The following is a 26,205-nucleotide window of genomic DNA, read 5'->3' on the forward strand; positions in this document are numbered from 1 at the left end:
GGACGTGTTGCGAGCGAAGAGGGACGTGTGAGCAAGTTCTGGCAAGTGCACTGGGTGACGAGACGGCACGCCGCAGAGGTGAACGATCACCCAGTGTTGAAGGGGTGGGCCGACCTCGACGTACGGGAGGAGGCCGCCCGGATCGACCCGGGGGACGTGTTCTTGACGGACCCGAACTACCAGGTGGACCCGCGGCTGACGCTGTACACGACGCGTTCGGCGTTCGCGCATCTAGCCAGGGAGACGCGGCGGAACTACGCCGGGGACTGCTGTCTGTTCTTCAACTTCCTGTGGCAGCGGGGCAAGAACTGGTGCGATGCGGAAGTCGAGGACCTGCTCGATTTCGAGGACTGGCGGCGGTGGTCGCCTCGGAATCCTCGGCGGATCAGCGGCTCGAAGTGGGATCGCGAACTGTCCGCGCTGGCCCGGCTCTACAAGTGGGCGGCGGCGAAGAGGTACGTCGCGGCCAACCCGGTAGTGATGCGGGAGGTGTTGGGCCGCCACGGCGAGATGGTCAGCGTTCTGGCCCAGCGGGCGAAGGACGCGAGGTCGAGCAACGTGAAGTGGCTGACTCCGCGGGCCTACCGGTTGTGGAGGGACGTGGGTCTGCGCGGCTACACCGCCAACGGGCGTCGGGATCCGTCGTTTCGGGGCCGGAACGACGACCGCAATGCCGCCTACTCCGATCTGCTGTTTTCCTCGGGGATGCGCTTGTCGGAGGGCGGTTCGTTGCTGACTTTCGAGGTACCGGCTCTGGAGGAGAGCGTGAAGCGCTTCTTCGACGGGCGGCTGGCGAAGGCGGCCACGAAGAGCCGGCGCGAGCGGACGTTCTACGTCGCGGTCGAGGATCTGCGGTCGGTCGCCGCCTACGAGCGGACGACGCGGCGGGCGGTGATCCGCCGCGCTCAGGCCAGGGGCGTCTACGAGGCGATGGACGACGTCTGGGTCCTGGAGAAGCGGTCCGGTCGGCAGCGGTCGATCCTGCACTTCTGGGACGAGAACGGGCAGTCGGTCCAGCGGCCTCTGTCGTCGCTGGACGTCGAGGACCGTCAGCGCCTGTTCGTTGAGGGGGATGGCGGTCTGGAGCCGTTGTGGCTGTGGTTGTCGCAGGACGGGCGCCCGTTTCAGCCGCATTCGTGGGAGGCGGTTTACCGGGCGGCGTCCGAGCGCTGCCGCAAGGTGCTGGAGGGCAAGGTTGGCCAGCCTCCGTACTTCACACCCCATATGGCCAGGCATTCGTTCGCGTTGAAGATGCTGGTCGCGCTGATGCACGCGCTGGACAAACGGTTCGGGCTCACGCCGGAGGAGCGGCGGGACTTCCGCCTGCTCTATGGGGATGCCTGGCGGATGGTCAAGGACCTCCTCGATCACGCGAGTGAGGAGACCACCCGCAAGATCTACCTCGCTCCCGTTTCGGATCTGCAGATTAGGTCGCTGCTGCTGGACGAGGCCGATCCGGGCACGACCGAGCTGCTGGGCCGGATCGCGAAGATGTCGGAGCGCGTCCTGGACAGCGAGGCACTGGTATGAGTACGCGAGGACGACGCGCTGTGTTGCCCGGGGATGAGGGGCACCGGCGCAAGCCGCCGCTGGAGCCGGGTGATCTGCTGGTCTGGCACGTGGCCGGGGACGGGGCGAACAAGGCCAGTTATGACTTCGGCCGGCTGGCGGTCGGTCCGCGGCTGCAGCGCGAACTGGCGGAGGCGTTCGCCGTTCAGTGCGGGCCCACCGGCACCTGGAAGACGCTGCCTTCCAGCCGGGAGATCTGGCTGATCTTACTCTACTTCAGCCGTTTCCTGGCCGAGCAGGAGCAAGTTCCGCAATCTCTGGGCGAGTTGACTCCGGACATCTGGGCGGCCTGGCGGCTGAGCCGCACGCCGAACTCCACGGGCAGCCGGCAGGTCCGCAAGGTCGCCCGGCTGCTGAAGCAGTATCCGTTGGTGCCCGAGGAGACCCGGAAGCTGATGAGCAAGCGGATGCCGAAGGAGAAGGCGCCGAAGGAGACCGCCTACAGCGACGCCGAGTTCGACCGCATCAAGCTGCTTGCCACTCAGCGGTTCCGACCAGCTCTGCATCGCATCCGTGCGAACCGACAGCACCTCCTTGACTGGCGAGCGGGCCAGTTCGAAAGAGGTACAGACGGCTGGCTCGTGGGTGAGGCACTGGACCAGTTGATCCGCACCGGCGAGACGCCGTTCTTCATCCGCCCGGATGGCCGCCACCGCCCCGACCCGCGTTACGCCGAAGTCCTGGGCGGCAACCGGGCCGAGGACACGTGGATGCGGCTCTTCCTGACCACCGATGAGGGTTGCGCACTGATGATCCTGATCATCGCGGCCTACGGGTGGAACGCGACTCCGGTCATCGAGATGAAGGTGCCCGATGCGAGCCCCGACGCGGGCAACGAGGCGCAGATCATCTACCGGGTCGAGCTGGAAAAGCGGCGCCGCCGTCCGGCGGACCGCTATGAGACGAGGAACCTGGCCGACTGGGGAGCGAACTCTCCCGGACGGCTGATCACGCACGCGATCGAGTCCACCGCCCCAGCACGGGAGATGTTGAAGAACGTGGGGGCACCCACCGACCGGCTGATCGTTTGGCGGCTCGCTCAGCGGCGGGCCGCCTACGGCGAGGGGACGGCCGGGCTGTTCGACGGCCACTTCCACGCCAACGTCTGGCGCAACTGGCGCCAGGAGTTGGGCGGCGAGGTCTCGCTGAACCTGCGGCGCCTGCGCAAGACCGTGGTGATCGCGCATCAGCGGCAGCCCACCCAGCACAGTCAGGACACCCACGACGGTGCTTATGTCCTGACGGACCCGCGCACGCACGCGGCGGCCCAACCGGTGATCACCGACGGGGTCGAGGAGGCGATCGAGGCGGCCAGGTCGTCGTTCAAGGCCCAGATCAGCCGGGCGGACACGGACGTGGACCAGGACACCCCGACCACCGGCTGCAGCGACTACATCCACAGCCCGTTCGGGGAACAGGGGGTGCCTTGCCGGGCGTCGTTCCTGCTTTGCACGGCCTGCCCGAACGCCGTGATCACCCCGCGTCACCTGCCACGGCTGGCCTATCTGCTGCACGTGCTGGAGGAGTTGAGGGGGGTGCTTTCGCCGGAGGTGTGGGACCAGGACTGGCGCGAGCCCTTCGCGCGGCTGCGGGACCTGCGCAAGGCCCCCGACTTCACCGACACGGAATGGAACGACGCCCTGGAGAAGGCAAGTGCCCACGAACGAGGGGTCATTGACCAGCTGCTGATGAAGGGATTCGACGCATGACCCTGGCCTTGGGCCCTCGCTTCGCGGCCCCGGCGGCCGACGCCTTCGTGTTCGACCCCGACCGGGCGGTCGAGGGCCGTCGCGACTTCGTGCCCCGCTACGGCGACGACGGCTGGTCGTTGCTTGCGCTGACCCAGAACCCCTCGCAGACGGATGACGTCATCCGCTGGCGATGGTTCCCCGAGGTCTTCAGGGAGCCGTTCCGTTACGCATCCTGGACTTTGATCAACTACCCAATGCCCGACAGGGACGTTGCCCTGCGCGGCGCCGCCATGCGCTCCAAGCTCAGCGTCGGCCGGATCACGAGGACGGTCAGCGACTGGTCGATGTTCGCCCAGTGGCTCGACGAGCGCGGGATCAAGCAGCTCTCGCTGGTGACGGCCGGGGATTTGTCGGACTACAGCCACCATCTCGACAAGGTGCGAGGGCTGGCTCGCAACACGGCCACCAGTCATCTGATCGCGCTCTCCCGGCTGCACTACTACGGACGGTTGTATCTGCCCGGCACCGACCGGCTCGTCACGCCGCCGTGGGTCACGGAGGGCATGGACGACTACCTGCCGGCGGCCTCGCCGCTGGGCGAGAACGTCACCGAGCCGATCGCCCCGGCGACGATGGGGCCGTTGCTGGTCTGGGCCCTGCGGTTCGTCGAGGAGTACGCCGACGACATCCTGGCCGCCTTCGGGGAACACCGACGGCTGGTCGAGATCGCGGAAGGGCTGAAGGGCCCGTTCAAGAAGGGATCGGGTCGACGGCTGGTCACCTACCTCGAACAGCTGGAGGCTGCGGGCAGGCCCGTCCCGGCATTGGTCAGAGACACGAAGATCTCGACGCCCGGGGTGTTCCTGGCCGGCCTGACGGGGACTCCGGCCGTGAGGGTCCACCAGGTCATGAACTATCCGCGCTGGAAGGCATACAAGGTCCAAAATCCCGGCCGGTGTCTGCTGGATACCCCCGTCACCGCGAAGCTGGGCGGGAAGCCCTGGCACGGACCGTTCGACTTCCACGACGTCCCCGGGGTCCTGAAACACCTGGTCACCGCCTGTTTCATCGTCCTGGGCTATCTCACGGGGATGCGGACCGGGGAGATCCTGGCGCTGGAGAACGGGTGCTGCCCGGATCCGCAGGGACCGCCGGAGGCGGCCCGGCGGCACCTCATCTATGCCCGGCAGTTCAAGGTCGCCCGCGACGACGACGGCAATCATCAATCCGCCGGAGTCGTACGCGAAGCTCCCTGGGTGGCAGTCCCGCAGGTCGTCACAGCAGTGCGGGTGCTGGAACAACTCGGCAGGCACGGACTGCTGTTCGCGATCGAGGTCCACGAGCCGCTCCAACCCGAGCGCCGCAGCGGCAGGTCGCTGGCGATCGCCACGATGAGTAACCGCATCGAGTCGTTCATCGAGTGGGTCAACACCCATGCTCTTGACCGGGGCCGCCAGGCTGAGGCAATCCCGGGCGACCCGCATGGGCGGGTCGGCACGGGCCGCTTCCGTCGCACTCTGGCCTGGCACATCGCCCGCAGGCCGGGCGGACTGGTGGCGCTGGCGGTTCAGTACGGGCACATGCGCACGCTGATCAGCGAGGGCTACGGATCGCGCTCGCGCGGCGGCATCCACGACCTTCTCGACTTCGAAACCGCCCGCAACGTCGCCGAGCACCTCAGCGAGGTCCACGAGGCCATCCAGGACGGCGAGGGCATCTCGGGCCCCGCCGCGAGACGTCTGATCAACGCCGCCGCCCAGGAACACCACCGCTTCGGCGGTCTCATCACCTCCGTTCGTCAGGCCAGAGACCTGCTGGCGGACCCGACCCTGAACGTCTTCGAGAACAAGGAGGCATTTCTGTTCTGCAACTACGACCGGGCCAAAGCGCTCTGCCATCCCGGCCGCAACGCGAAGAGCGAGGCCCCCAGCCTGGACCGCTGCAAGGTCAACTGCGCGAACATCGCCCGCACCGACGCCCACGCACATCAACTTCGGGAAGCGGCCGATGACTTGGGTCGTCAGGCCGTCTCTGGCCTGGTTCCCGAACCGCTGGCCGACCGGCTGCGGGAACGGGCCCAGGTCCTGAACGAGCTCGCCGACCAGCACGACCACGACCGCGTCCTGGCGGCAGCGGAGGCGGACTTGTGAGCTACGACAACGAGAGGAAGAACATCAGGGCCGCGATGGACCGCCTGCTGGCCGGCACCCCGCTGCGGTCCGACGGAGCGCTGACCGTCCTCGCGCTGGCCGCCGAGGCGGACGTGAAACGGCACGTCCTCACGCACCGGCATACCGACCTCAAGGACGAGTTCTACGCGAAGGTCCGAGCTCAGGGACGGGTCCCCGACAGCGAACGCAAGCTGCGGGCCGAACTGAAGAAGACCAAGGAGCGACTCGCCAACCTGATCGAGGAGAACAAGCGACAGCAGGCCGAGATCGAGACATTCGCCCGCGTCGTGAACGTCCTCACCGTTGAAAACCACCAGCTCCGCGGCCAGTCGGGACCCAAACGAGCCCCGGTGGTGGCCTTGCGCCCGGCCCCCGACACCGACTCGTAGTCGCACCGCCTCGTCTCGTCCTGACCGCTCCGCGGTCAGGACGAGACCACAGGGACTGTCGAGCACGAGTTCAATCAGAGGACATGACGGCAGACCGCATGCCCAGCCACTGCTCGGCGTCCCAGGCATGGAACCGCTCTACCTCGGTGAACCCCAGCTTCGCCGCGAGGCGCATCGAGCCGACGTTGGCGGTCTGGGTGGTGAGCACCGCCGGCTCGCCGGGAAGGACGCTGTCGAGCCAGTCGAGTGCGGCCTCACACGCCTCTGCGGCGTATCCGAATCCCCATGCCCGCGGCAGGAACAGGTAGCCGAGATCGGCTTTCCCTACGGCAGCCGGGCGACGATGCTCCGTTGCCCTCCTGAGCAGGACCTGGCCGATCATCGCCCCATCAAGATCAACAACGAAACTTCCCGGCCGCCGCCCGGGCACCTCGGGCATCTCGCGCTCAAGCTCGTCACGCGGGCGGGGGCCGCCGAGATAGGTGTGCACCTCCGGCGAGGCGTGCATTTCGATGAACGCCGCACGGTCCCGGGCCTCGGGCTCACGGAGTACGAGCCTCTCGGTCCTGATCGGTGCAGGGGGCCAGGCGATGGGTCCGAGCTCGGTCATGTCGGCCAGCCAATCAGCACGCTCGGCAGCGATCAAGACTTGCAGACCGATCAAGCCACCGGCCCGGGCCCCATCCTCGCCAATGGGGCTGGCCCTACAACCACGCCTGCCGGGGGACGAGATGCCTCCCGTTCTCGTGAGCATCGACTTCGGCAGCGGCGGGCCGCATCCCGAAGTGCCGATCTGCTTTCGGGATTCATGAATAGAGCCACCTTGTCCGCTATTACGCGGAGTCACCTCAACGACCAACATCAGGAGTCAAATGAGAGATCGCTACAACACAGCCAGACTTGACAGGGAACTCGGGTGCCCTTTCCACGGAAACGCCCAGTGGCGCCACATCCGCGACAACTCCCCTGAGGAGTGGGAGGACGTGGTGGAGTTCGACGCCGCCATCCGTAGGGGAAATGCCCGAGCCAACGCCACTGGCAACAGGCTACTGGGAGAGGCGTTTCTCCACCGCTCGCGCGTCCCACTCAGCGAAGCCCCGATCGATCACATCACCGCCGCCGAATGGGCGGCGATGCAGCAGGAACTCACCGACGTCCAACCGGATCTGGAGGAGCTGGAACAGGGCGTTATCGACGGCTGTTCCCCGTGGGCCTGCCGCGGTGAAGTCGCGCCGGTGCAGGACGACTTCGGGTTGGCTTCTTGACCGTCCTGGACCTGTTTTCGGGACCGGGCGGATGGAGCCATGCACTTAACGTCCTTGGTGTGCGGGACGTGGGCCTGGAATGGGACGAATGGGCCTGCAAGACCCGTGCGGCAGCAGGACAGTTGACCATTCGCACGGACGTGGCCCTGTATCCGGTCTGGCCGTTCCTCGGAAAGACCGTCGGGCTCATAGCGAGCCCGCCCTGTCAGGCATGGTCGATGGCCGGCAAGCGCCTCGGTCTGGTGGACCAGCCGCTGGTTCACCAGGCGGTCGCAGACCTCGCCGCCGGGCGGGACACCCGCGCAAAGCTGCTCGCCGCCTGCCGGGACGAGCGCAGTCTGCTGGCCGCCGAGCCCATGCGCTACCTCCATGCCCTGAACACGGTGGGCGAGCCGGAGTGGGTCGCCATGGAGGAGGTTCCCGATGTTCTGCCGCTGTGGCGGCAGTACGCGGCCATCCTCCGGCACTGGGGATATTCCGTGTGGACTGGCATTCTCAACGCCGCCGACTACGGGGTACCGCAGACGAGGAGGCGCGCGATCCTGCTCGCCTCTCGGGTCCGTACGGCCGAACCGCCCTCGCCCACCCATGCCCAGGTCGCCGAGCCCGAGACGCTGTTCGGGCCAGGCCGCTCCCGCTGGGTCAGCATGGAGGGGGCCCTCGGCTGGGGCGCCACCGACCGGCCCGTTCCTACCGTGTGCGCCGGCGGCGGACCAGGAGGCGGCCCCGAGCCATTCCCCTCTGGCTCACGCAAGGCTCTCTCCGCCGCCCGCGACCGGGGCACCTGGACACCCCGGGCCAACGGGATCGTCCGGCAGTCCCTCCGAGAAGGAGCAAGCTGGGCCGCCCGGCACGGCCCGCGAGGCAGCAGGCCCGCCGACGCCCCCGCTCCGACCTACACCGCGGATGCGCACCGCTGGTCCTGGTCCCTGCGCAGCAACAACCAGGCCAACGCCACCGTCAGGTCGATCGAGGAGCCGGCCGGGACGCTGTTCTTCGGGCACCGCGCCAACGAGTGCACCTGGATCGCCGAACCCGTTGCCACGCAGCCGGAGGGCGAGCCCCAGGCCGCGCCAGAGCCGATCCGGATCACCGTCCGCGAGGCCGGCATCCTCCAGACCTTCCCCGCCGACTACCCCTGGCAGGGCAACAAGGGCCAGCAGTTCTCCCAGATCGGCAACGCTGTGCCCCCACTGCTCGCCGGACACCTCCTTGCCCCGCACCTCCGCTTGCCCCTCAATCCCGACGACTTCGCCCTGGCTGCCTGATGCCCCGCACCTCCGCCCCGGACGAGGAGAACGACCTCGACGATCTGCCTCCGCCGCAGCCCGTGTACTACGCCGAGCAGGCACTCCTCGGCGCCCTCCTCCTCGAACCCCACCGCCTCGCCGACATCGTCGCGGTCGATCCAGGCTCGTTCTCTCACCACGCGCACGGCGCCCTGTTCGCCGCGATCCGCGACCTGCCGGCCCCCGATCCGCTCCAGCACGCGCAGGACACGACCTGGCTGACCGCGGTGCTCGCCGCCGCCCGCAAGCACGCCCGTGGGCTGACCGCCTCATACCTGCACACGCTGATCCAAGTCTGCCCGTGGCCCCGACACGCCTCCGCGTACGCCCGGATGATCGAAACCGACCACGCCCGCCGCGCACTGCGCGCCCACGCCCAGCGCCTCGCGCAAACTGCGACGGACGCCACGCTCCCACAGCCCATCGACGCGGCCCTCGCCGCAGCCGACGCTCTCGCCGCCTGCGTTGACGATCTCGCCGGCCGGTTCCCCCCGCACCCCGGCCCGCTGCCCCGCACGCCCGCCCCATCACCGACGAACGCACCCGTCACCAACGACGATGAAGCGATCGACGAGGAGCGGCTGCTGCTCGCGACAGCGACTGCCCACCCCGCCGAAGCAGAGCAGATGCGGTGGCTGACCGTCCATGACTTCATCCACCCCCTCCACGCCGGCCTCTGGCAGTGCCTGACCGACCTGACTCGGCACGGCGCTCCCGTCGATCCGGTCACCGTCCTGTGGGAGGCCCAACAGCGCGGTCTGCTCACCACCGGAGTCGAGTCGGCAGACCTGCTCGGCCTCCTCGCTGCAACGGCCGGTTCCCCGCAGTACTGGGGCGAGCGCATCCTCCAACGCGCTCTCCTCGCAACCGCGCAGGAAGTGGGCACGCGCATTGAGGCGTTCACCGACGATCCGGCGACGACCCCGTACCAGCTCGTCGTCGGCAGCCGCCGCGCACTGGCAGACCTCCACACGCTGCGCATCCGCTGGAACCGCGCCAACACGCCGGCACCAACGACCAGGCCCGCACCCTCCAGAGCCCCGGCGCCACCGCGGGCGGGCCCGCCGCAGACAAGGGCCTCGTCTGCATCGCGTATCTCCCGCTGACCCCCCGACCGCCTGTGGCCGGTCCCTCCGGACCGGCCACAGGCCGAATCGAGCACCTCCTTGACGCCCCGCCCCATCGACGCCCACGTGCGCCTCGACATCCACCCCGCCCATACCAGTGCCGTCACCGCCACCCTTACCGGCACCCGCCACCGCACCGCCCACGCTCTTCTGACCGCCCGCGGATTCGAGACCGTCGACGAGCACACGCTGGCCCTCGCCCGTATCGACCACGAGGAGCCCTACTGGGCGAACAAGGCCGCCCAGGCATTGACCGCCGAGGGCATCACCACAGACATCACGTCCAGCCTGCGCGAAGCCATCGACGAGGACTGGACTTGGGCCAACTACCCCATGCCCTGGTGCACCCGGGAGGAGATCCGGGAGGTCTCCAACGAAGCCCAGACCATCTATGACGACATCCGCCACGGCCGCCTCGTCATCCACGCCCACGCCGACGACGGCTGGACCACCGTTGCGGTCGGCACCTACCGAGACGGCAAGAGCGTCTACCTCCACGGCGAGAACCACCTGCGGCAGATCGCCGACACCTTCGACTCACCCGCCGCAGCCATCGCCGCTTTCGAACGCCTCCACGGCGACACCATGCGCCCTGGTCCCGCGCCCATGACCGACACCGAACGCCAGACCGCCGAAGCCCGTACGTCGCTCGACGCACCGGCCGCACAACCGGTCCAGCGAACGGAAACGGTGCCCGCTTACGCCGCCGACCCCGGCGACCACGACGCGGCGCTGGATGACTTTCTCACCAAGCACGGCGACTGGCAGAAGTGGCGGACTTGGACCGACGAGACCACCCATGCCATCCACGAGTCACAGACGCTGCGCATCGAACGCGTCCACGAAGCCGATCCCCGCGAGACCGCCTGGACCATCGCCGCCTACGAAACCCCGGTCTCCGACAGGATGTGGCACCTCACCATGACCGGCGCCACACCAGCCCCCGTCTTGCTCACCCTGCTGAACATACTCGCCGAGGGAGACGCGTGGGAGACCGCGGTCGGAAGCCCCGCCACGGAAAAGACCGTCACCGAGGCCACCCGCCCTCTCATCGACGCGGGCTGGAAGCACACCGTCGACAGACGCTGGATCCGCTGGGAGACCTCCCAAGGCGACGCAGGAGTCCAGTTCGACGCCTTCGCCGCCCAAAGCCCGCACACCACTCTTGCCACCTGGACCCTGTGGGCCGGGGCCAGCATCGACCGGCCCACCTGGGCGATCCACGCTTCTCCATACACACCAGCGCCGATGATCGCCCATCTGACCGGAGAACTCGCGCACGGCACCGGCACCCGCCAGCCCGGCCCCCGCACAACGCAGCAGCTCCCGCAGCTCACCACCACGCCACCGGCCGTCGCACCGACCATCTCCAGCCCGCAGCCCGCCCGACGCCGCTGACCGGCATACTCACACCCCGACAGCAAGCAGCCCGCGAACATAGGTACAGCCCCGCGGACGGGGGATACCACGGGGCTGCACCCGCACCGTACCGCGTGCATGCGTCCCCACAGAGGCTTCCCCCGCGCAAGAAGCCGACGCGGCGCCCTGCCCCTCGCAGCCCGAGACCACCGGACGCTCGTGCATTCACTCCAAGACGCACTCTCGCCAGAGCGCAGCCCATAGAGTCCCGTGCAGGGACCGGCGTACGGCAGGGGAGCGCAAGTGAAGCGTGAACGGGCAACGGAGCTGCTTCAGGAAATGCTCGACAGGCTGGACGAGGCAGAGCGCCCCCTCGACCTCGTGGACGAGGTCCATGTCTTCGGTTCGTATGCCCGAGGCGCGCTGGAGCCGGGTGACCTCGACGTGGCGGTGGTCCACCGAACCGACACCGAGTTCACCGAAGACGTCGTCAGCGCCATGATGTCCGGGCGGGATCCTATGGCGGGCATGAAGCGTGCGCTCAAAGGCAACAGGCGTGGTGTCCAGTTCCAGTTCAACCAGAACGACAACCTCCCCGAGGGCTCTGAGCTGAGGCTGCTGTGGAAGCGCGGTGACACACGCGCTGTCGCCGCGGGTCGATTGCAGGCTATGAAGGTGAACCCGGCCGCCGGCCGGGCGCCCCGCGACGCGATGATCAATCAGTTCGACGGGCTCGACCGGTGGATTCCCCTTCCCGTACGAGTCCGCCTGGTGGAGCTGCTGGATGCTGGCGGGATCGAGATCCGCCGCATCGAACTGGCGGATGCCGCACCCACCAGCTCAGTAGCCGTGGCCGCGCTGGCGCGCCGCTGGAAGGCGGACAGCCCACTACGCCGATCCGCCGCTGCCGCCGTGCACTACGCAGAGGAATCCGGCATGGCCTCGAAGGCGGTATGGGTGCAGGGACAGCCGCTCGGCCCCCGTCGGGACCAGTACGGGGCGGGCGCCCTGTGGATCAATCTCGGGTGGTATGACTTCGACCAGCTCGTCTACCGGCTCCGTCAGGGAGCCCAGTGCCTGGAGGTCATCCGCCCCACACGGACCCAGCCGCTTCACGCCCTACACCTCACCGTGCACGACGCCGCAGCCCTGCCCCAGCTGTAACGCTCCGCCCAGGCCGCGGTCGTCACCGTCGGCCGCCCGGCACCTCACAGGAACAGCGATGACTGAGGTGAAGCGCCAGCCCCATGAACAGCAAGTATCTGGCCCGGCATCTCAGCAAGGCGGGGCAACATAGCCCGGAACTGCCGGTTAGCCAAACCGGCAATCCCGGGCATCATTGATAGTCCACCGCCATTACCTGCCCGCCCGTCGGAAGGCAACGTCGAGACGTCTCCATCACTCCTGCGTGAAAAGCCAATGGCCAAGGTGACCGCTGCCGTTCACGCCGCCGCGTAGCTCGCGCGGAACAGGTCCAGGGCGCGCTCCAGATCCCGAGGGGTGCGCAGCTGCACCTCCAAGTCGCCCGTGCCGTGGTGGCCGAGCCCTGTCACGTCCCGGGTGAAGCCGGGAACGAGGTCGACCTCCTTCGGGTCGGCCTTGAGGTAGACGAGGAGCTTGCTCCTCTGAGGCGGACACACGCAGGCGAAGTTCCGCAGACGCTGATACGCCCGGTACTGCTTGCGCTCAACGCAGTTCACACCGTCCCCGAGACCGAGCAACGCCTCATCGACCGCGTTCGCCAGCTCGACCATCGACGCACCCTGCACGTCGGCTGCCGCCTGGGCGACCGCCTGCCGACGCGCACGCCGGGGTGCCTGCGTCCCGCCGCTCACGGATGCCACGGTCTCAAGGCCGATGTGCTCGTTGCCGAAAAACCGGTAACGGACCAGGTCGATCGAGCGGCGGTGCTCGCGCACGGCATGAACGTCGTAGCGAGTGAAGTCGCCGGCCACACAGATCAGCCTCGGTGCGCTCCACAGCACCTGGGCCGCGACCGCAGCCCCGAGCCGGTCGCGGACCAGGTGCCGGAACGCGTCCTTGTGGTCCATCAGCCACGCCATGTAGAAGAGGCCCTGATGGACCACGCCTGCGTCTGTACCGCGCTTGTACTCCACGATCGCGGGCGCGTTGTTCTCGTCGATGCCCAGCGAATCGATGCGCCCGCCGTGGACGGGGCCGGTGCTGTACTCGCTCGCCAGGAGCCGCACCCCGAGCATCGTCTCCATGTGCGCCTCGATGAGGTTTTGCACATCTGCCTCGACCTCAGCAAGACGCGGCGTAATCTCAGTCACGCCACTATTCGTTGTGTGGAACAGTTTCAGGCCCGACACCTTCCCCTCCTCGGCTCGGAGATCATCAACGCCGGGCGGGTCCAAGATTGTTTCCGTGAGAGCCTTCGAAGCCGTGAAGATAGTGTGAGATCCTGCGTACGGCATGACCAGGGAACGCCTGTGTCCCCCCGGTCACCAGGGATCTACGATTCCCCCATGTGTCCCCCGCGCCCCGGGGGACAGCGCCAGGAAGCTGCGTTTTCGCAGGTCAGCCCCCGTAGATCAGTGGATAGAGCAGGTGCCTTCTAAGCGCCTGCTCTGTCGCGCACAGTCGCCTGCAGGGCCGATCACCCTACGAGAGAACTCAAGGCTATTCAGCAATGAGAACGAGGAAACTCGCTGCGGATACCCAATACCACGTCCTCCCTCGCGCTGATGCCATTTCGCCAGCAGCCCGGACCGGGCTCTTCGCTGCACGATGGTCCGGGTGCGCGCGCCGAGTTGGCCTCGTCGTGCCGGGCAGTCGACTGAATACACCTGCGGGTCTACAACAGAGAGAGTCGAAAACTCCCCGATTGCATCCAGGGCTAGTACTCCAGCTGTAGATCGTGATCTTGCTGGTTAGGGCCGGTGCGGGGACAGGTACGGCCACCGTTGATCATCGTGAGTTGTGTGGACTGACGATGAGACGGTGGCCGCAGGTCACAGCATAGATCCCGCTCGGTGGCGGGAAGGGTTCGAGGTGCTCATGGGGCGGATCGCAGGTCGGTTCGCGCGGGTCGAACCCCGGTGCCGAGTGCGGCGGTTGACGCTCGGGCTGTTGTCGGACCTGCCGCGCAAGAACTGCTGGACGATCGCCGAATGGGCCGGGGAGAAGTCCCCACACGGGATGCAGCACCTGCTGTGCCGGGCCGTCTGGGACGCCGACGCGGTACGCGACGATGTCCGCGACTACGTCGTGGACCATCTCAACGACGAGCAGGCCGTGCTGGTGGTTGACGAGACCGGGGATGTGAAGAAGGGCGTCCATACTGTCGGCGTTCAGCGCCAGTACACCGGCACCGCCGGGAGAATCGAGAACTCCCAGGTGGCGGTCTACCTTGTCTACGCCGGTCGGCGCGGACACGCAGCGATCGACCGGGAGTTGTACATCCCGCGCTCATGGGCAAACGATCCGGATCGCTGCCAGGCCGCGGGCCTTCCCGAAAAGACCGCCTTCGCGACCAAGCCGGATCTCGCCCGGCAGATGATCGAGCGGTTCCTGGACGCTGGGCATCGCGCCGCCTGGATTACCGGGGACGAGGTCTACGGCGGGAACCCGAAGCTACGGGCGGCTCTGGAAGCACGCGGTACGAGCTATGTGCTGGCCATCGCCTGCTCGGCCGAAGTCCCCACCGCTGCAGGCAAGTTCCGGGCAGACAGCCTGGTCAAGCGGCTCCCCAAACGGGCCTGGCAACGGCTGTCCGCCGGGGCCGGAGCCAAGGGTCACCGCTTCTACGACTGGGCAGTCATCGATCTCACCGATCCGCACCCCGGCAGCAGCCAGCTGCTGATCCGCCGCAACCGCACCACCGGTGAACTCGCCTTCTACCGTTGTTTCTCGCCCGGCCCGGTGCCCCTGACGACGCTGGTGCGAGTCGCGGGTTCGAGGTGGCGGGTGGAGGAGACCTTCCAGGCCGAGAAGGGGCTCGCCGGGCTCGACGAGCACCAAGTCCGCCGCTTCGTCTCCTGGACCCGCTGGGTCACCCTCGCCATGCTCGCCCACGCCTTCCTCGCTGCCGTCCGTGCCGATGAGCACGCCTGGCACCCCGCCCCGGAGGAGCTGATCCCGCTCAGCTGCAATGAGATCCAGCGCGTGTTCGTCGCCCTGGTCGTGCGACCCGTGCACGACGACGCCCACTGGCTGAGTTGGTCCGACTGGCGGCGACGCCATCAGGCCCGGTCCCGAGTCGGCCATTATCATCGGCAAGCCGCGCATCAGACCTGATGTGCTGAGCAGGCTGGTTGGCCACTGAGCACACTCGTTGGCACTTCCGTGCTCTGTGGGCGAAGGGCATCCGTTCAGTCGAGGATCGCGGTGGCTTCGATCTCGACCAGATGGTCGGGGACGTCCAGGGCCGCAACACCCAGCAGCGTGGCCGGCGGGACCGGGGTGATGCCCAGCTTCGCGGACGCCCGGGAGATGCCCTCCAGGAGTGGGGGCATCTTGTCGGGGGTCCAGTCGACGACGTAGAAGGTCAGTTTCGCCACGTCGTCGAAGGAGCCGCCAGCCTCGGCCAGAGCGGTGCCGATATTGAGGTAGCACTGCTCGACCTGCGCCGTGAGGTCGCCTTCGCCGACCGTGATCCCCTCGGCATCCCAGGCGACCTGGCCAGCGATGAAGACTAGCTTCGACCCCGTTGCGATCGACACCTGCCGGTAGACATCGATCTTGGGCAATCCACTCGGGTTTACCAGGTTGATGGCCATGCTGCCTGCCTCCTCGTCCTGAGCGCCTGTGGGCCCGTGTCCACGCAACAAGGCGCCTTCGGTCTCTTGTGGTTACTCAGGAACCGTAGGAGAGTGGACGCTGACATGGAAGAACGCACTTTCCAGTGACTGGGGAACCCGATGGTGACCAAACAGATCAAGGGCCCATCCGAGGAAGCAGACCTCAGGCGCGCGGACTCATTGGCGCGAGAGATCTTCTCCGACGTTGCCAACAAGTGGGCGTTCCTGATCATCGAGACTCTTGGTGAACGCACCCTGCGCTTCAGCGAACTGCGCAACGAGATCGAGGGCATCAGCCACAAGATGCTCACCCAGAACCTGCGCATGCTGGAGCGCAACGGCCTGGTCGAGAGAAACGTGCACCCCACCGTCCCGCCGCGTGTCGAATACACCCTCACCGAGCCGGGCCAGGGCCTACGCGCAACCGTCGACGGAATGTGCGACTGGACGCACCGCTACTTCGGGCACATCGAGGCCGCCCGCCACCGCTTCGACGCCTGACGGCTGATCACGATCTACAGCTGGAGTACTAGTACTCCAGCAGGATTTCGCTGTCTGACCTGGCCTTTCGCCGGGTGGCGGGAGTGTAGCGGGACTTCGATGGTGCGGGGGCGGTCTCACGGAGACCGCCCCTCGATCGTGCGACAACGCCGCAGGTAGTGACAGCGGCGGGGCAGCCTCCGAGTGTGATCACCGAGCATGCCGCCGCGCAGTGGGACCTTGAACTGGACGATCTCTTCCTGGCCATCGGGCACCGCTTCGGCCGGGTCGAGCTCCGCCGCCGCATGCGTGACTACATACGCGGGCTGCTCGCCCCGGTGGCCCGCAAGAACACCTGGCAACTGGCTGAACAGGCTGGCCACCCCACGCCCGACGGCCTGCAGCACCTCCTCGCCGGATCGAAGTGGGAGTCCGATGACATCCGCGACGACCTGCAGGAATACGTCGCCGACAAGCTCGGCGAGACGGGCGGAGTCCTCATCGTCGACGACACCGGGTTCATCAAGAAGGGCACCACCTCAGCCGGGGTTCAGCGCCAGTACTCCGGAACCGCCGGCCGGACCGAGAACTGCCAGATCGGCGTCTTCGCCGCCTATACCTCCGCCCGCGGCCGGGCCCTGGTCGACCGTGAGCTCTACCTCCCGAAGTCCTGGACCGAGGACCGAGAACGCTGCCGCACCGCAAAGGTCCCCGACGAGCGGGAGTTCGCCACCAAGGGCGAACTGGCCCGGCACATGGTGCTGCGGGCTCTCGCCTCGCCGCTGCCCGTTACCTGGGTCACCGCGGATTCCGCCTACGGTCAGGACAACCGGTTCCGCCGACTGCTGGAACAGTCGGGTGTCGGCTACGTGCTGGCCGTTCCCAAGTCCCAGTTCAGCGTGGGCTGTTCACGGATCGAGGGCCTGTTCGCGCAGGCCCCGGACGAAGCGTGGGAGAAGATCTCATGCGGCGATGGCGCGAAGGGTCCCCGCGTCTACCACTGGGCAGCGGTGCGGCTGCCGGCCGTCGCCGAGTTCGACTATCAAGGCGAGGTCCCTCACCGGATGCGGTGGGCGCTGGCCCGTCGCAGCATCAGCAAGTCCGACGAGATCGCCTACTACCTCGCCTACGCACCTCTTCAGGTCACCGTCCAGGAGCTGGTGCGGGTCGCCGGGGCGCGCTGGGCGATCGAGGAGTGCTTCCAGGCCGCGAAGAACGAGTGCGGCCTGGACCAGTACGAAGTCCGCCGCTACACGGGCTGGTATCGGCACATCACTCTGGCCATGCTCGCGCACGCTTTCCTGGCCGCCACGGCACACCAGCCCTGGGAAAGGGGGGCGGAACCGGTGAGACACCCGGGGCCATGGCTCACAGTGGCGGAAGTTCGGCGACTCCTGGCAGCTTGTCGTGCCCGGCCCCCGCACCTGAGCGGACACCGAGGACTACACCACGCGCTGAGCTGGTCGAACTGGCGTCGCCGACGCCAAGCAGTCGCCCGCCGCTGTCACTACCTGCGGCGTTGTCGCACGATCGAGGGGCGGTCTCCGTGAGACCGCCCCCGCACCATCGAAGTCCCGCTACACTCCCGCCACCCGGCGAAAGACCAGGTCAGACAGCGAAATCCTGCTGGAGTACTAGTGTCCTGCGCCAGAGATCCGTCGGCAGAAGCGGGCCAGGGAGTCGAGGATCTCTTCGGCGGTCTTGGTCCAGATGAAGGGCTTGGGGTCTTCGTTCCAGTCCTTGACCCACGCGCGGATGTCGGCTTCCAGTGCCTGGATGTTCTTGTGTGCGCCTCGGCGGATCATCTGGTGGGCAAGGTAGCCGAACCACCGCTCGACCTGGTTGATCCAGGACGAGCCGGTCGGGGTGAAGTGCAGCTCGAACCGGGGATGTTTGGCGAGCCAGGCCTTGATCGCCGGTGTCTTATGGGTGCCGTAATTGTCCACGATCAAATGGATCTGCAGGTGCGCGGGCACCTCCTTGTCGATCCTGATCAGGAACTTCTTGAACTCCATCGCCCGGTGCCGACGGTGCAGGGCCGTGATGACCTGTCCGGTGGCGACATCGAAGGCGGCGAACAGGGTGGTGAGGCCGTTGCGCACATAGTCGTGGGTGCGCCGTTCGGGCATGCCCGGCATTATCGGCAGCACCGGCTGGGACCGATCCAGAGCCTGGATCTGCGACTTCTCGTCCACCGACAACACCACCGCCCCCTCGGGCGGGTTGAAGTACAAACCCACGACGTCGTAGACCTTCTCCACGAAGAACGGGTCGGTCGACAGCTTGAAGGTGTCCGCCAGGTGCGGCTTGAGCTGGAACTGTCGCCAGATCCGACCCACGGTCGACTTCGACAGACCACTGTGCTCGGCCATCGATGTCCGCGACCAGTGAGTGGCGTTCTTCGGCAGCTGTTCCAGCGTGGTGACCACGACCGCTTCCACCTGATCGACGCTGATGGTCGGCGGCCGGCCCGGCCGCGGCTCATCGGCCAGCCCGTCCAGCCGCTCAGCGAGAAAACGACGCCGCCACTTGCGGACCGTGTCCGCAGTCACCCGAAGTTCCCGGGCGACCGCGACGATCGCCGGCACCTCCGGCCCCGCGCACGCCAGCACAATCCGCGCCCGCAGAGCCAGCGCCTGGGCCGAAGTCGCCCGACGTGTCCATCGCTCCAACACCGCCCGCTCATCATCAGACAGCAGCAACGGTTCCAGCTTCGGGCCCCGACGAGGAACTGACGCACCAACAGCAGAAGTCACGCAACTACTAACGATCAACTACTGGCGCAGGACACTAGTACTCCAGCCGCACTTTGACGTTTTCCCTGTTCAGGGGCGGTTTGGGTGAGTGTAGAGGGCTGATGGCCGGCCTGTGTTCTCTTTCCCGGGCCGCCCCTCGATCGTGTGCAGCCGCCGCTGATAGTGACAGAGGCGAGCGACGGCTTGGCGTCGTCTGCGCCAGTGTGACCACCTCAACGCGCGTGCGCTGATGTGGGACTGGTGAACAGCGATGGATGAGTGGCCAGTTGCCAAGAGCCGCCGAACTTCTGCCACGGTGAGGGGCGCGAGGCAGGAACCGTTTCTGCTGCCCCTTTTGCTGCGGCGTCGACGGCCATGGCGGCCAGGAAGGCATGCGCCAGTATGGCCAGGGTGATGTGCCGCATCCAGCCGGTGTAGCGGCGGACTTCGTACTGGTCGAGGCCGCATTCGTTCTTCGCGGCCTGGAAGGCTTCCTCGATGGCCCAGCGCATCCCAGCGACGCGGACCAGGTGCTCGATGGTGGTGCCGAGCGGTGCGTAGGCGAGGTAGTAGGCGATCTCTTCGGGCTTGCTGATGCTGCGGCGGGCCAGTGCCCACCGCTGGTGGGTGGGCATCTCGTCGTCGAAGTCCTCGATGGGCGTGATCTGCAGGGCGGCCCAGTAATAGACGCGCGGGCCCTTGGCGCCGTCACCGCACGAATGTCTCTCCCACGCTTCGTCGGGTGCTTGGGAGAAGAGGTGCTCGATGCGTCCGAATTGGGGTACCTGCTGGGACTTGGGAACCGCGAGTACATACCCCAGGCCGGTCTCCTCCAGCATGTGGCGCAGCCGCCATTCCTGGCCGTAGGCGGCGTCCGCGGTCACCCAGGCGATCGGCAGCGGTGAGGCGTTCGCCCGCAGCACCATGGCCTTGGCCAGGTCGGGTTTGGTGGCGAAGTTCCGCTCGTCTGGGATGTGGGCGGCGCGGCAGCGGTCGCGGTCGTCGGTCCAGGACTTGGGCAGGTACAACTCCCGGTCCACCAGGGCGCGTCCACGGGTGGTGGCGTAGGCGGCGAACACGCCGATCTGGCAGTTCTCGGTACGGCCGGCGGTGCCGGAGTACTGGCGCTGCACGCCAGCCGAGGTGGTGCCCTTCTTGAGGAAGCCGGTGTCGTCGAGGATGAGGATCCCGTCGGGCTCGCCGAGCCGTTCGGCTACGTAGTGCTGGAGGTCGTCGCGGAGCTCATCGGCGTCCCAGCGGGCGCCGTTGAGGAGCCGCTGGAGGCGGTCGGGTGTGCGATGTCCGACGTATTCGGCCAGCTGCCAGCCGTTTTTGCGGCCGACCGGGCCCAGTAGTCCACGGATGTAGTCCCGCATCCGGCGACGCGGCTCGACGCGCCTGAAGCGGTGGCCGGTACGCAGGAAGAGTTCCTCGAGTTCGTCGTTCCAGATCTCAACTGCACGCTCGTCGATCACGCCGGGAGGCTGCCCGGACCGCTGTCACTACCTGCGGCGGCTGCACACGATCGAGGGGCGGCCCGGGAAAGAGAACACAGGCCGGTCATCAGCCCTCTACACTCACCCAGACCGCCCCTGAACAGGGAAAACGTCAAAGTGCGGCTGGAGTACTAGAAGCCAAACCGCTCTGCAGTGGACCTTGCGGGCCGCTTCCAGCCACTCGCGACGTGAGACAACGTCTGCCGCTCGGAGGCTGGTTCCTGGCAGGCCGACTACAGGGGCGTCGACCTCGTCGGGAGCTTTCCTAGAGCTGGGACCTTTCCTGGGGCAACTGCCACCAACCCGCTTGATTGTCAGAGGGATTGGCTACGATGGTTGCAGTTGTCGAGATCTCGGAAGGCAGGGTGCATCAATGCAGGGAGTCAGCTATCGCGGCGGGATGGCCGCGAGCCTATAGGGGCGCCTGGCCGGCGCTCTCCTATGGCGACGCCCGTTGGGCGGCGACGCCGTGACCCCGATCCGGCGGTGGGTTGACACCTGCCCCGGCTCTGTGACGGCGCTCTGTCGAAGTTCCGGAGGGCTCCCTTGACTGCACCCGCTTCTACCTGCGACCACCGCATCTACCACGTTGTCGTCGTAGCTCTGACCTCCATGGTCACTGGGCTCGCCATCGGGATCGGCTCCGCCGCTCTCGGGCAGGCTCCGTTCACCGCTGTCGCGTCCGGTGCGGCTGCCCTGGCATTCACTTTTGGTGCAGGCATGAGCGTGGTTACGCACGTAAGCAGGCACCGGTAGCAAGGCCCTCGCACGGGGCTGCCCATCGGGGCCGCCCCAGGAGCGCTCGGCCTGAGCGGTCCGCGCTGTCGGTGTGTGTGCCATGGCACTGCAGGGTCGGCCTCACCGTCTACCTGTCACCTACAGGTGCGGCCTGCGAAGCCGTAACGCTGCCGTGTGACGCCGTGCTCGCCATGAAGCGGGATTCGGAGCACCACGCGACATACCCCTGAGCCGATCGGCCAGGCCGAAAGTCCTTTGCCATAACGAATTCGCCCCTCTCTGGTTGTCAGTCCCGCCCCCTAGAATCGGGCCCGAGGGTCGAGCCTGGCTTCCTGAACGAGTCAACAAGAAGGCAGCAGGCAAAAGCACCCGCAAGCAGACAGAGACGGGGACGGGGAGCCGCATGCTGGATGGCCGGTGGACGACGGTCACCGAGTCCGGGTACGAGCACGAGCGCCGAGGTCTTGAGGCGATCCGCAAGCGCTTGCCGGACGAGGAGCCGTGGCGGGCCTGGTCGAACTTCTCGTTCACCGCGAACAGCGGGCACGTCCGCGAAGTGGACCTTCTGGTGGTCGCGCCAGCCGGAGTCTTTCTGGTTGAGCTGAAGGACTGGCACGGCTCGGTCCACGGCGGTGGCAACGACTGGGTGCAGACCACGCCCAACGAGACCACCCGTCGGCACGGCAATCCGCTGCATCTGTCGAACCAGAAGGCCAAGGAGCTGGCGGGCCTGGTCAACGGGGTCGCCGGCCGTCCAGGGGACCGGTCGCGGATCTGGGTCGGTGAAGCGGTCTGCTTCACCGACGACCGGCTGCAGGTACAGCTTCCGGCAGCCGACATGAATGGCGTCTTCACCGTCAAGAAGCTGGTGGAGATGCTGGCCGTGCCGCCCGGCGACGGTCGTCGCCGGGTCACGGCCGAGACGTCCCGCCGAGTTGACGCGGCCCTGAAACAGCTTCGCATCGCGCCGATCCGCCGCCAGCACGAGGTGGGCTCGTATCTGCTGGACGCGAAGGCGTTCGACTCCGGTCCAACCTGGGCCGACTACCTGGGCCGGCACTCCCAGCTACAGGACCTGGCGCGGGTGCGGGTCTTCCTCAGCGAGCGCGGGGCCTCCGACGAGGAGCGGCGCTCGGTGGAGCGGGCCGCCGCCCGTGAGGCCGCAATTCTCAGCCGGTTCAAACACCCGGGCGCCATACAGCTGAAGACCTATCTACCTTCGGGTCATCCGGCTGGGCCGGCGATTCTCTTCGACTACCACCCGGAGACCCTGCGCCTGGACGACTATCTGGTGCAGCACGGAGAGCTCCTCGACCTGCAGGGCCGACTCGCACTGGTGCGGCAGCTGGCGGAGACGGTGCGTTCCGCCCACTCGCGGCGGATCCATCACCGGACGCTGTCCGCACACTCGGTGCATGTGATTCCGCGTGACCGCGGTCCACGTGGGCGGGAGCTCGGCGAGGAGCAGCGTTGGCTGCGGCCGTGGCCGCAGATCGCGGACTGGCAGATCGCCACCGGGCAGAGCGTGAGTCGTGGCCGGCCGCTGACTCTGGCTCCGACGAATGTGTCGGGCGTCCATGTCTCGGGCCAGGCCGATCCGTATCTGGCACCGGAGCTGAGGATCCCGAAGGCCGATCCGGTACGGCTCGATGTGTACGGCCTCGGTGTGCTCACGTATCTGCTGGTCACCGGGCAGGCACCGGGTGCGAGCCAGAGCGAGGTCATGGCGCGCCTGGAAGGCGGCGAGACTCTGCGTCCGAGCGCGCTGGTCGACGGACTGCATCCGGATGTCGACGATCTGGTGGAGGCTTCCACCGCATACGAGCCGGGACGGCGGCTGTCCACCGTCGACGACTTCCTGGAAATGCTGGAGTACGTCGAGCAGGCGTTCGTCGAGGAGATCGCGGACAGCTCGGATGCTGCGGCCGGCGCAGGTGGGGATGGGAACGGCGGGTCGGCTGCGAGCGACGGCGAGGAGCAGGCCAAACCGGAGAAGGATCCGCTGGAGGCCGTGGCCGGGGATGTGCTGGGCAGGCGCTGGGAGGTCGTTCGCCGACTCGGTACGGGCTCGACTTCGCGGGCGTTCTTGGTGCGGGACCTGGAGGGCGAGCCGCGGCGGAGCGGTGCCCTGCCGGTGGCAGTGCTGAAGGTCGCACTGAGTGAGGCCAAGCATACGGTCCTGGACCGCGAGGCGGACGTCCTGGGCCGTATCCACCGGGACTCCAGCATCATCGCGCTGTACGAGCGGGAGCCGCTCACGCTGGCCGGGCGGCGAGTTCTGGTCCTGGACTACGTCGGCGACAGCCGGGAGTTGAAGGACCAGGACGCGAGCGCCGACAAGGGGCCGCGCCGCCGTGAGGACACCGTGGCCCGCCAGCTGCGGGACAACGGCCGCCTGGGCATGGACCAGTTGGAGGCGTACGGGAAGTACCTGTTCGGCGCGGTAGAGCACCTGGAGGCCGAGGGCATCTGGCACCGGGACCTGAAGCCGGACAACATCGCGATCCGCATCCGCCCCAACGGCACCCGCCAGCTGGTGCTGATCGACTTCTCACTGGCCGGATATCCCGCGAAGGAAATCGAGGCGGGCACCGAGGGCTACCTCGACCCCTTCGTCGGGATCATCACACGCGGCTCGTACGACGGGCATGCCGAGCGGTACGCGCTGGCCGTGACGCTGCACGAGATGGCGGCGAACGAATTGCCCCGCTGGGGCGACGGTTCGGTCACCCCGCGACAGACGGATGCGAAGGAGTGGCCGTTTCCGCAGCTCGCAGCCGACGCCTTCGAACCGGCCGTCCGCGACGGACTGGTGGCGTTCTTCCGCAAGGCTCTGGCCCGGGACGTGAAGGACCGCTTCTCGGACCTCAAGCCGATGGAGCGTGCCTGGCAGCGCATCTTCCTGGATGCACAGCGCACGACGGCGCCAAGCTCTGGGCACAGTGAGAAGCCGAGTCGCGGTGCGAAGGGCGGTGCCGACGCGGTCGCCCAGCCTGCGACGGAGCCTCGGATCGGGCGGGAGGACGACGACGTCTCCGCCGAGCAGGTCCGCGACCAGCAGGCAGAGCGCGCCGACCGGAAGACGCCACTGTCGGTGGCCGGTCTGACGGTCTCCGCACAGTCGCAGCTGTTCGCGATGGGGCTCAACAACGTCGGGGACGTCCTGGAGTACTCGGCCAAGAAGTTCCTCACCGCACCGGGCATGGGCTCGCGCACCCGCGAGGAGATCCAACGCCGGCAGAAGGAGTGGAACGTCCGGCTCGGCAAGGCCGCACCCTCACCGCTGAGCGCAGCAGCCCTCAAGGCTGCAAACCAGGAGCGCACCGCCCTGGAACGGGCAGCCGCCGACGCAATCGCCGCGGCCGGTGTGGACGTCACTGCCCCGCAGGTGCTGAGCGGCCTGAGCCTGGACGCCCTCGCCGCTCGTCTGGTGCCGAGGCCGTCCGGTGGCAACGCCCGTTCCAACGCCAAGGAGCGCGAAGCCGTACGCCTGCTCCTTCGCCTGCCCGACGACGAGGGGCGACTGCCCGGCGGCCTCGCGTGGGTGCGCCAGCGGGACGTCGCCGAAGCCGTGGGCCTGACCGCAGGCCGTATCCCGCAGATCGTGAAGAAGGCACGCGAGCGCTGGTACGAGGATGCCGCCCTCGGGCTGCTGCGCGATGAGCTGGTGGAGCTGCTCGCCGAGCGCGGCCGGGTCGCTCCGGTGATCGAACTTGCCGATGCACTGATCGTCCGGCGCGGCACCCAGCACGTGGAGCGGCGCGACCGGCGTGCGCTCGCGCTCTCTCTGTTGCGGGCGTTGGTGGAGCGCGAGAGCCGGGCGCTGGTGGAGCGCGAAAGTGGGGACGACGAGTCCCCGCAGCTCTTCCGCTACTTCCACGCTCGGATGCCCAAGGGCGCCGACCCGGTGATCGGCCTGCTCGCCCTGGACGTCCGGGAGGGCGTGGACGGCCCGGACACCCCATCACTGCCCGCCCTGCAGGAGTACGCGCTGAACCTGGGCGCACGTGCCGACCGGCTCGCGGCGCTCGAGTCCCTGCCGACGGCGAGTACGGTCCTCACCGAACTGGACGCGGTGCGCCGGCCGCTGGGCAGCCTGGGCTGGGATGAGCGGCGCACCGCCGAGATCGCGGTCGCCGCCTCGACCCGAGCCGCGCTCACCCCGCGCCTGGAAATCTACCCGCGCGACCTGGACCTGGTACGCGCGCTGAGGATCACCCAGGCCGGTGTGGTCGCCGTGCAGCCCGGCGTCGAGGAAGACCGCCTTCCGGGCCTGACCGTGGACGCCCTGCACAAGCGGGTCGCGACCCGCTTCCCCGACCTGGGTACGGATCCACTAGTACCGCGCGAGCTGCCCACGGGAAGCGCCCTGGTCCGCGCTCTCAAGGAGGCCGGCTTCGAGCTGAAGCTGGCCACCCGCTACGACAAGGTCCTGCGTCTCGTCCCTGACCGCCGGTCCGGGGACGCCACCGCCGGATTGACTTCGGCGAGTTGGGGCGCCTCAGCAGCACGTCGCTCCGCACCCACCCAGTACGACGCGGACGCGGCCGTCGCCGCCGCCGTCAAAGCCAACCAGCGGCTTACACACTCGGCGCGACAGGACGGCTTCCGGGTCCTCACCGTGCCACAGCGACGGGCCGAGGACGCGGTGCGCTGGCTGACCGGTGAGCCGTTCGGCGCTCGGCCGGTATCCCTGACTGGGCTGTTCGTGGACGAACTGCGCAGCGTGGTCGGCGAGGCTGCCCGTCCCACCTGGGAGACCGTCCTCAAGGCGGACGCCGCCGAACCGGGCAGTCGGCCCCATCAGCAGCTGCGCATCCGCACCGACAAGGCGTGGGGGCGGATCGAGCCGCAGCTGCGGGAGCGGCTGGCGGAGGCGCGCGGTCCGCTGCTGCTCACCGACACCGCGGTCCTGGCTCGGTACGACGCGCTGGACCTACTGGGGCGGCTCACGGAGGAGGCACGGCAGGGCGGCAACCCGCTGTGGCTTCTCGTCGCGCAGTCCGATCCGGCACGGGCGCCGCGGTTGGCCGGGCAGAGTGTTCCGTACCAGGCGGGGTTCGACGAGTGGATCGTCGTGCCGGATGCCTGGGTCGCCCGCAAGCACCTCGCACTTGACGCCTGACCCTCGTC

At 67.8% G+C, this 26,205-nt stretch carries 17 protein-coding genes and 1 pseudogene; 13 read left to right on the forward strand and 5 right to left on the reverse strand.

Annotated features, from left to right (window positions below; all coding sequences use genetic code 11):
- Positions 1 to 93: 93 nt before the first annotated feature.
- Genes C4B68_RS07830 through C4B68_RS07845 form a run of 4 tightly spaced genes read left to right on the forward strand, consistent with a single transcriptional unit; the run spans position 94 to position 5,820 of the window.
- Complete coding sequence (locus C4B68_RS07830) at positions 94 to 1,530, forward strand: site-specific integrase (RefSeq protein WP_240634243.1); 1,437 nt, start codon at positions 94 to 96, stop codon at positions 1,528 to 1,530.
- Positions 1,531 to 1,550: 20 nt separating this feature from the next.
- Entirely contained in the window at positions 1,551 to 3,278 is a 1,728-nt protein-coding gene (locus C4B68_RS07835) for a hypothetical protein (RefSeq protein ID WP_099498672.1), read from the forward strand.
- Positions 3,275 to 5,410, forward strand: coding sequence for an integrase (locus C4B68_RS07840; RefSeq protein WP_099498673.1), 2,136 nt, complete (start codon positions 3,275 to 3,277; stop codon positions 5,408 to 5,410). The genes C4B68_RS07835 and C4B68_RS07840 overlap by 4 nt, the downstream gene beginning before the upstream one ends.
- A complete protein-coding gene (locus C4B68_RS07845) occupies positions 5,407 to 5,820 on the forward strand; it encodes a hypothetical protein (protein ID WP_240634245.1) in 414 nt (137 codons plus the stop codon). Before C4B68_RS07840 ends, C4B68_RS07845 begins: the two co-directional genes overlap by 4 nt.
- A gap of 70 nt (positions 5,821 to 5,890) precedes the next feature.
- Here C4B68_RS07845 and C4B68_RS07850 read toward each other — a convergent pair whose 3' ends face one another.
- Positions 5,891 to 6,430 (reverse strand): GNAT family N-acetyltransferase, encoded by a 540-nt coding sequence (locus tag C4B68_RS07850; RefSeq protein WP_099499015.1) that lies wholly within the window; start codon positions 6,428 to 6,430, stop codon positions 5,891 to 5,893.
- A gap of 262 nt (positions 6,431 to 6,692) precedes the next feature.
- Between C4B68_RS07850 and C4B68_RS07855 the strand changes: the two genes are divergently transcribed.
- From C4B68_RS07855 to C4B68_RS07875, 5 genes are all read left to right on the forward strand, one after another.
- A complete protein-coding gene (locus tag C4B68_RS07855; protein WP_240634247.1) occupies positions 6,693 to 7,085 on the forward strand; it encodes a hypothetical protein in 393 nt (130 codons plus the stop codon).
- On the forward strand, positions 7,082 to 8,353 hold the full coding sequence (locus C4B68_RS07860; protein WP_099498674.1) for a DNA cytosine methyltransferase: 1,272 nt from the start codon (positions 7,082 to 7,084) through the stop codon (positions 8,351 to 8,353). Before C4B68_RS07855 ends, C4B68_RS07860 begins: the two co-directional genes overlap by 4 nt.
- Complete coding sequence (locus tag C4B68_RS07865) at positions 8,353 to 9,480, forward strand: DnaB-like helicase N-terminal domain-containing protein (protein ID WP_099498675.1); 1,128 nt, start codon at positions 8,353 to 8,355, stop codon at positions 9,478 to 9,480. Before C4B68_RS07860 ends, C4B68_RS07865 begins: the two co-directional genes overlap by 1 nt.
- Before the next feature lie 60 nt (positions 9,481 to 9,540).
- A complete protein-coding gene (locus C4B68_RS07870; RefSeq protein ID WP_099498676.1) occupies positions 9,541 to 10,899 on the forward strand; it encodes an SPDY domain-containing protein in 1,359 nt (452 codons plus the stop codon).
- A gap of 264 nt (positions 10,900 to 11,163) precedes the next feature.
- On the forward strand, positions 11,164 to 12,024 hold the full coding sequence (locus C4B68_RS07875) for a nucleotidyltransferase domain-containing protein (protein WP_143674217.1): 861 nt from the start codon (positions 11,164 to 11,166) through the stop codon (positions 12,022 to 12,024).
- A 278-nt stretch (positions 12,025 to 12,302) separates the two neighbouring features.
- Here the strand turns inward: C4B68_RS07875 and C4B68_RS07880 are convergent, their stop codons facing one another.
- On the reverse strand, positions 12,303 to 13,193 hold the full coding sequence (locus C4B68_RS07880) for a DUF5655 domain-containing protein (RefSeq protein ID WP_099498678.1): 891 nt from the start codon (positions 13,191 to 13,193) through the stop codon (positions 12,303 to 12,305).
- A gap of 688 nt (positions 13,194 to 13,881) precedes the next feature.
- Between C4B68_RS07880 and C4B68_RS07885 the strand changes: the two genes are divergently transcribed.
- Entirely contained in the window at positions 13,882 to 15,120 is a 1,239-nt protein-coding gene (locus C4B68_RS07885) for an IS701 family transposase (RefSeq protein WP_099499016.1), read from the forward strand.
- A 74-nt stretch (positions 15,121 to 15,194) separates the two neighbouring features.
- Here C4B68_RS07885 and C4B68_RS07890 read toward each other — a convergent pair whose 3' ends face one another.
- The gene (locus tag C4B68_RS07890) at positions 15,195 to 15,602 is read right to left on the reverse strand and encodes a RidA family protein (protein WP_099498679.1); all 408 of its coding nucleotides are present in this window, start codon (positions 15,600 to 15,602) and stop codon (positions 15,195 to 15,197) included.
- Between the two features lie 141 nt (positions 15,603 to 15,743).
- Here C4B68_RS07890 and C4B68_RS07895 point away from each other — a divergent pair, with 141 nt between their 5' ends.
- Positions 15,744 to 16,124, forward strand: coding sequence for a winged helix-turn-helix transcriptional regulator (locus C4B68_RS07895; RefSeq protein WP_099498680.1), 381 nt, complete (start codon positions 15,744 to 15,746; stop codon positions 16,122 to 16,124).
- A gap of 185 nt (positions 16,125 to 16,309) precedes the next feature.
- Positions 16,310 to 17,531, forward strand: a pseudogene (locus tag C4B68_RS07900) (IS701 family transposase).
- 206 nt (positions 17,532 to 17,737) lie between these two features.
- On the opposite strand, the gene C4B68_RS07905 reads toward C4B68_RS07900, so the two are convergent.
- Together C4B68_RS07905 and C4B68_RS07910 are read right to left on the reverse strand one after the other, a co-directional pair.
- Complete coding sequence (locus C4B68_RS07905; protein ID WP_099498681.1) at positions 17,738 to 18,859, reverse strand: IS630 family transposase; 1,122 nt, start codon at positions 18,857 to 18,859, stop codon at positions 17,738 to 17,740.
- Positions 18,860 to 19,071: 212 nt separating this feature from the next.
- On the reverse strand, positions 19,072 to 20,313 hold the full coding sequence (locus C4B68_RS07910) for an IS701 family transposase (protein WP_099498682.1): 1,242 nt from the start codon (positions 20,311 to 20,313) through the stop codon (positions 19,072 to 19,074).
- Between the two features lie 1,162 nt (positions 20,314 to 21,475).
- Between C4B68_RS07910 and pglW the strand changes: the two genes are divergently transcribed.
- Positions 21,476 to 26,197, forward strand: coding sequence for a BREX system serine/threonine kinase PglW (pglW, locus tag C4B68_RS07920; RefSeq protein WP_099498684.1), 4,722 nt, complete (start codon positions 21,476 to 21,478; stop codon positions 26,195 to 26,197).
- Positions 26,198 to 26,205: the final 8 nt, after the last annotated feature.

This window comes from Streptomyces dengpaensis (assembly GCF_002946835.1).
Classification (GTDB): Bacteria; Actinomycetota; Actinomycetes; order Streptomycetales; family Streptomycetaceae; genus Streptomyces; species Streptomyces dengpaensis.

Bases quoted from the DNA above. Each gene is read 5' to 3' on its own strand.
- C4B68_RS07885 (WP_099499016.1), top strand. From the start codon at position 13,882: ATGGGGCGGATCGCAGGTCGGTTCGCGCGGGTCGAACCCCGGTGCCGA.
- C4B68_RS07850 (WP_099499015.1), bottom strand. From the start codon at position 6,430: ATGACCGAGCTCGGACCCATCGCCTGGCCCCCTGCACCGATCAGGACC.
- pglW (WP_099498684.1), top strand. From the start codon at position 21,476: ATGCTGGATGGCCGGTGGACGACGGTCACCGAGTCCGGGTACGAGCAC.
- C4B68_RS07890 (WP_099498679.1), bottom strand. From the start codon at position 15,602: ATGGCCATCAACCTGGTAAACCCGAGTGGATTGCCCAAGATCGATGTC.
- C4B68_RS07840 (WP_099498673.1), top strand. From the start codon at position 3,275: ATGACCCTGGCCTTGGGCCCTCGCTTCGCGGCCCCGGCGGCCGACGCC.
- C4B68_RS07855 (WP_240634247.1), top strand. From the start codon at position 6,693: ATGAGAGATCGCTACAACACAGCCAGACTTGACAGGGAACTCGGGTGC.
- C4B68_RS07895 (WP_099498680.1), top strand. From the start codon at position 15,744: ATGGTGACCAAACAGATCAAGGGCCCATCCGAGGAAGCAGACCTCAGG.
- C4B68_RS07865 (WP_099498675.1), top strand. From the start codon at position 8,353: ATGCCCCGCACCTCCGCCCCGGACGAGGAGAACGACCTCGACGATCTG.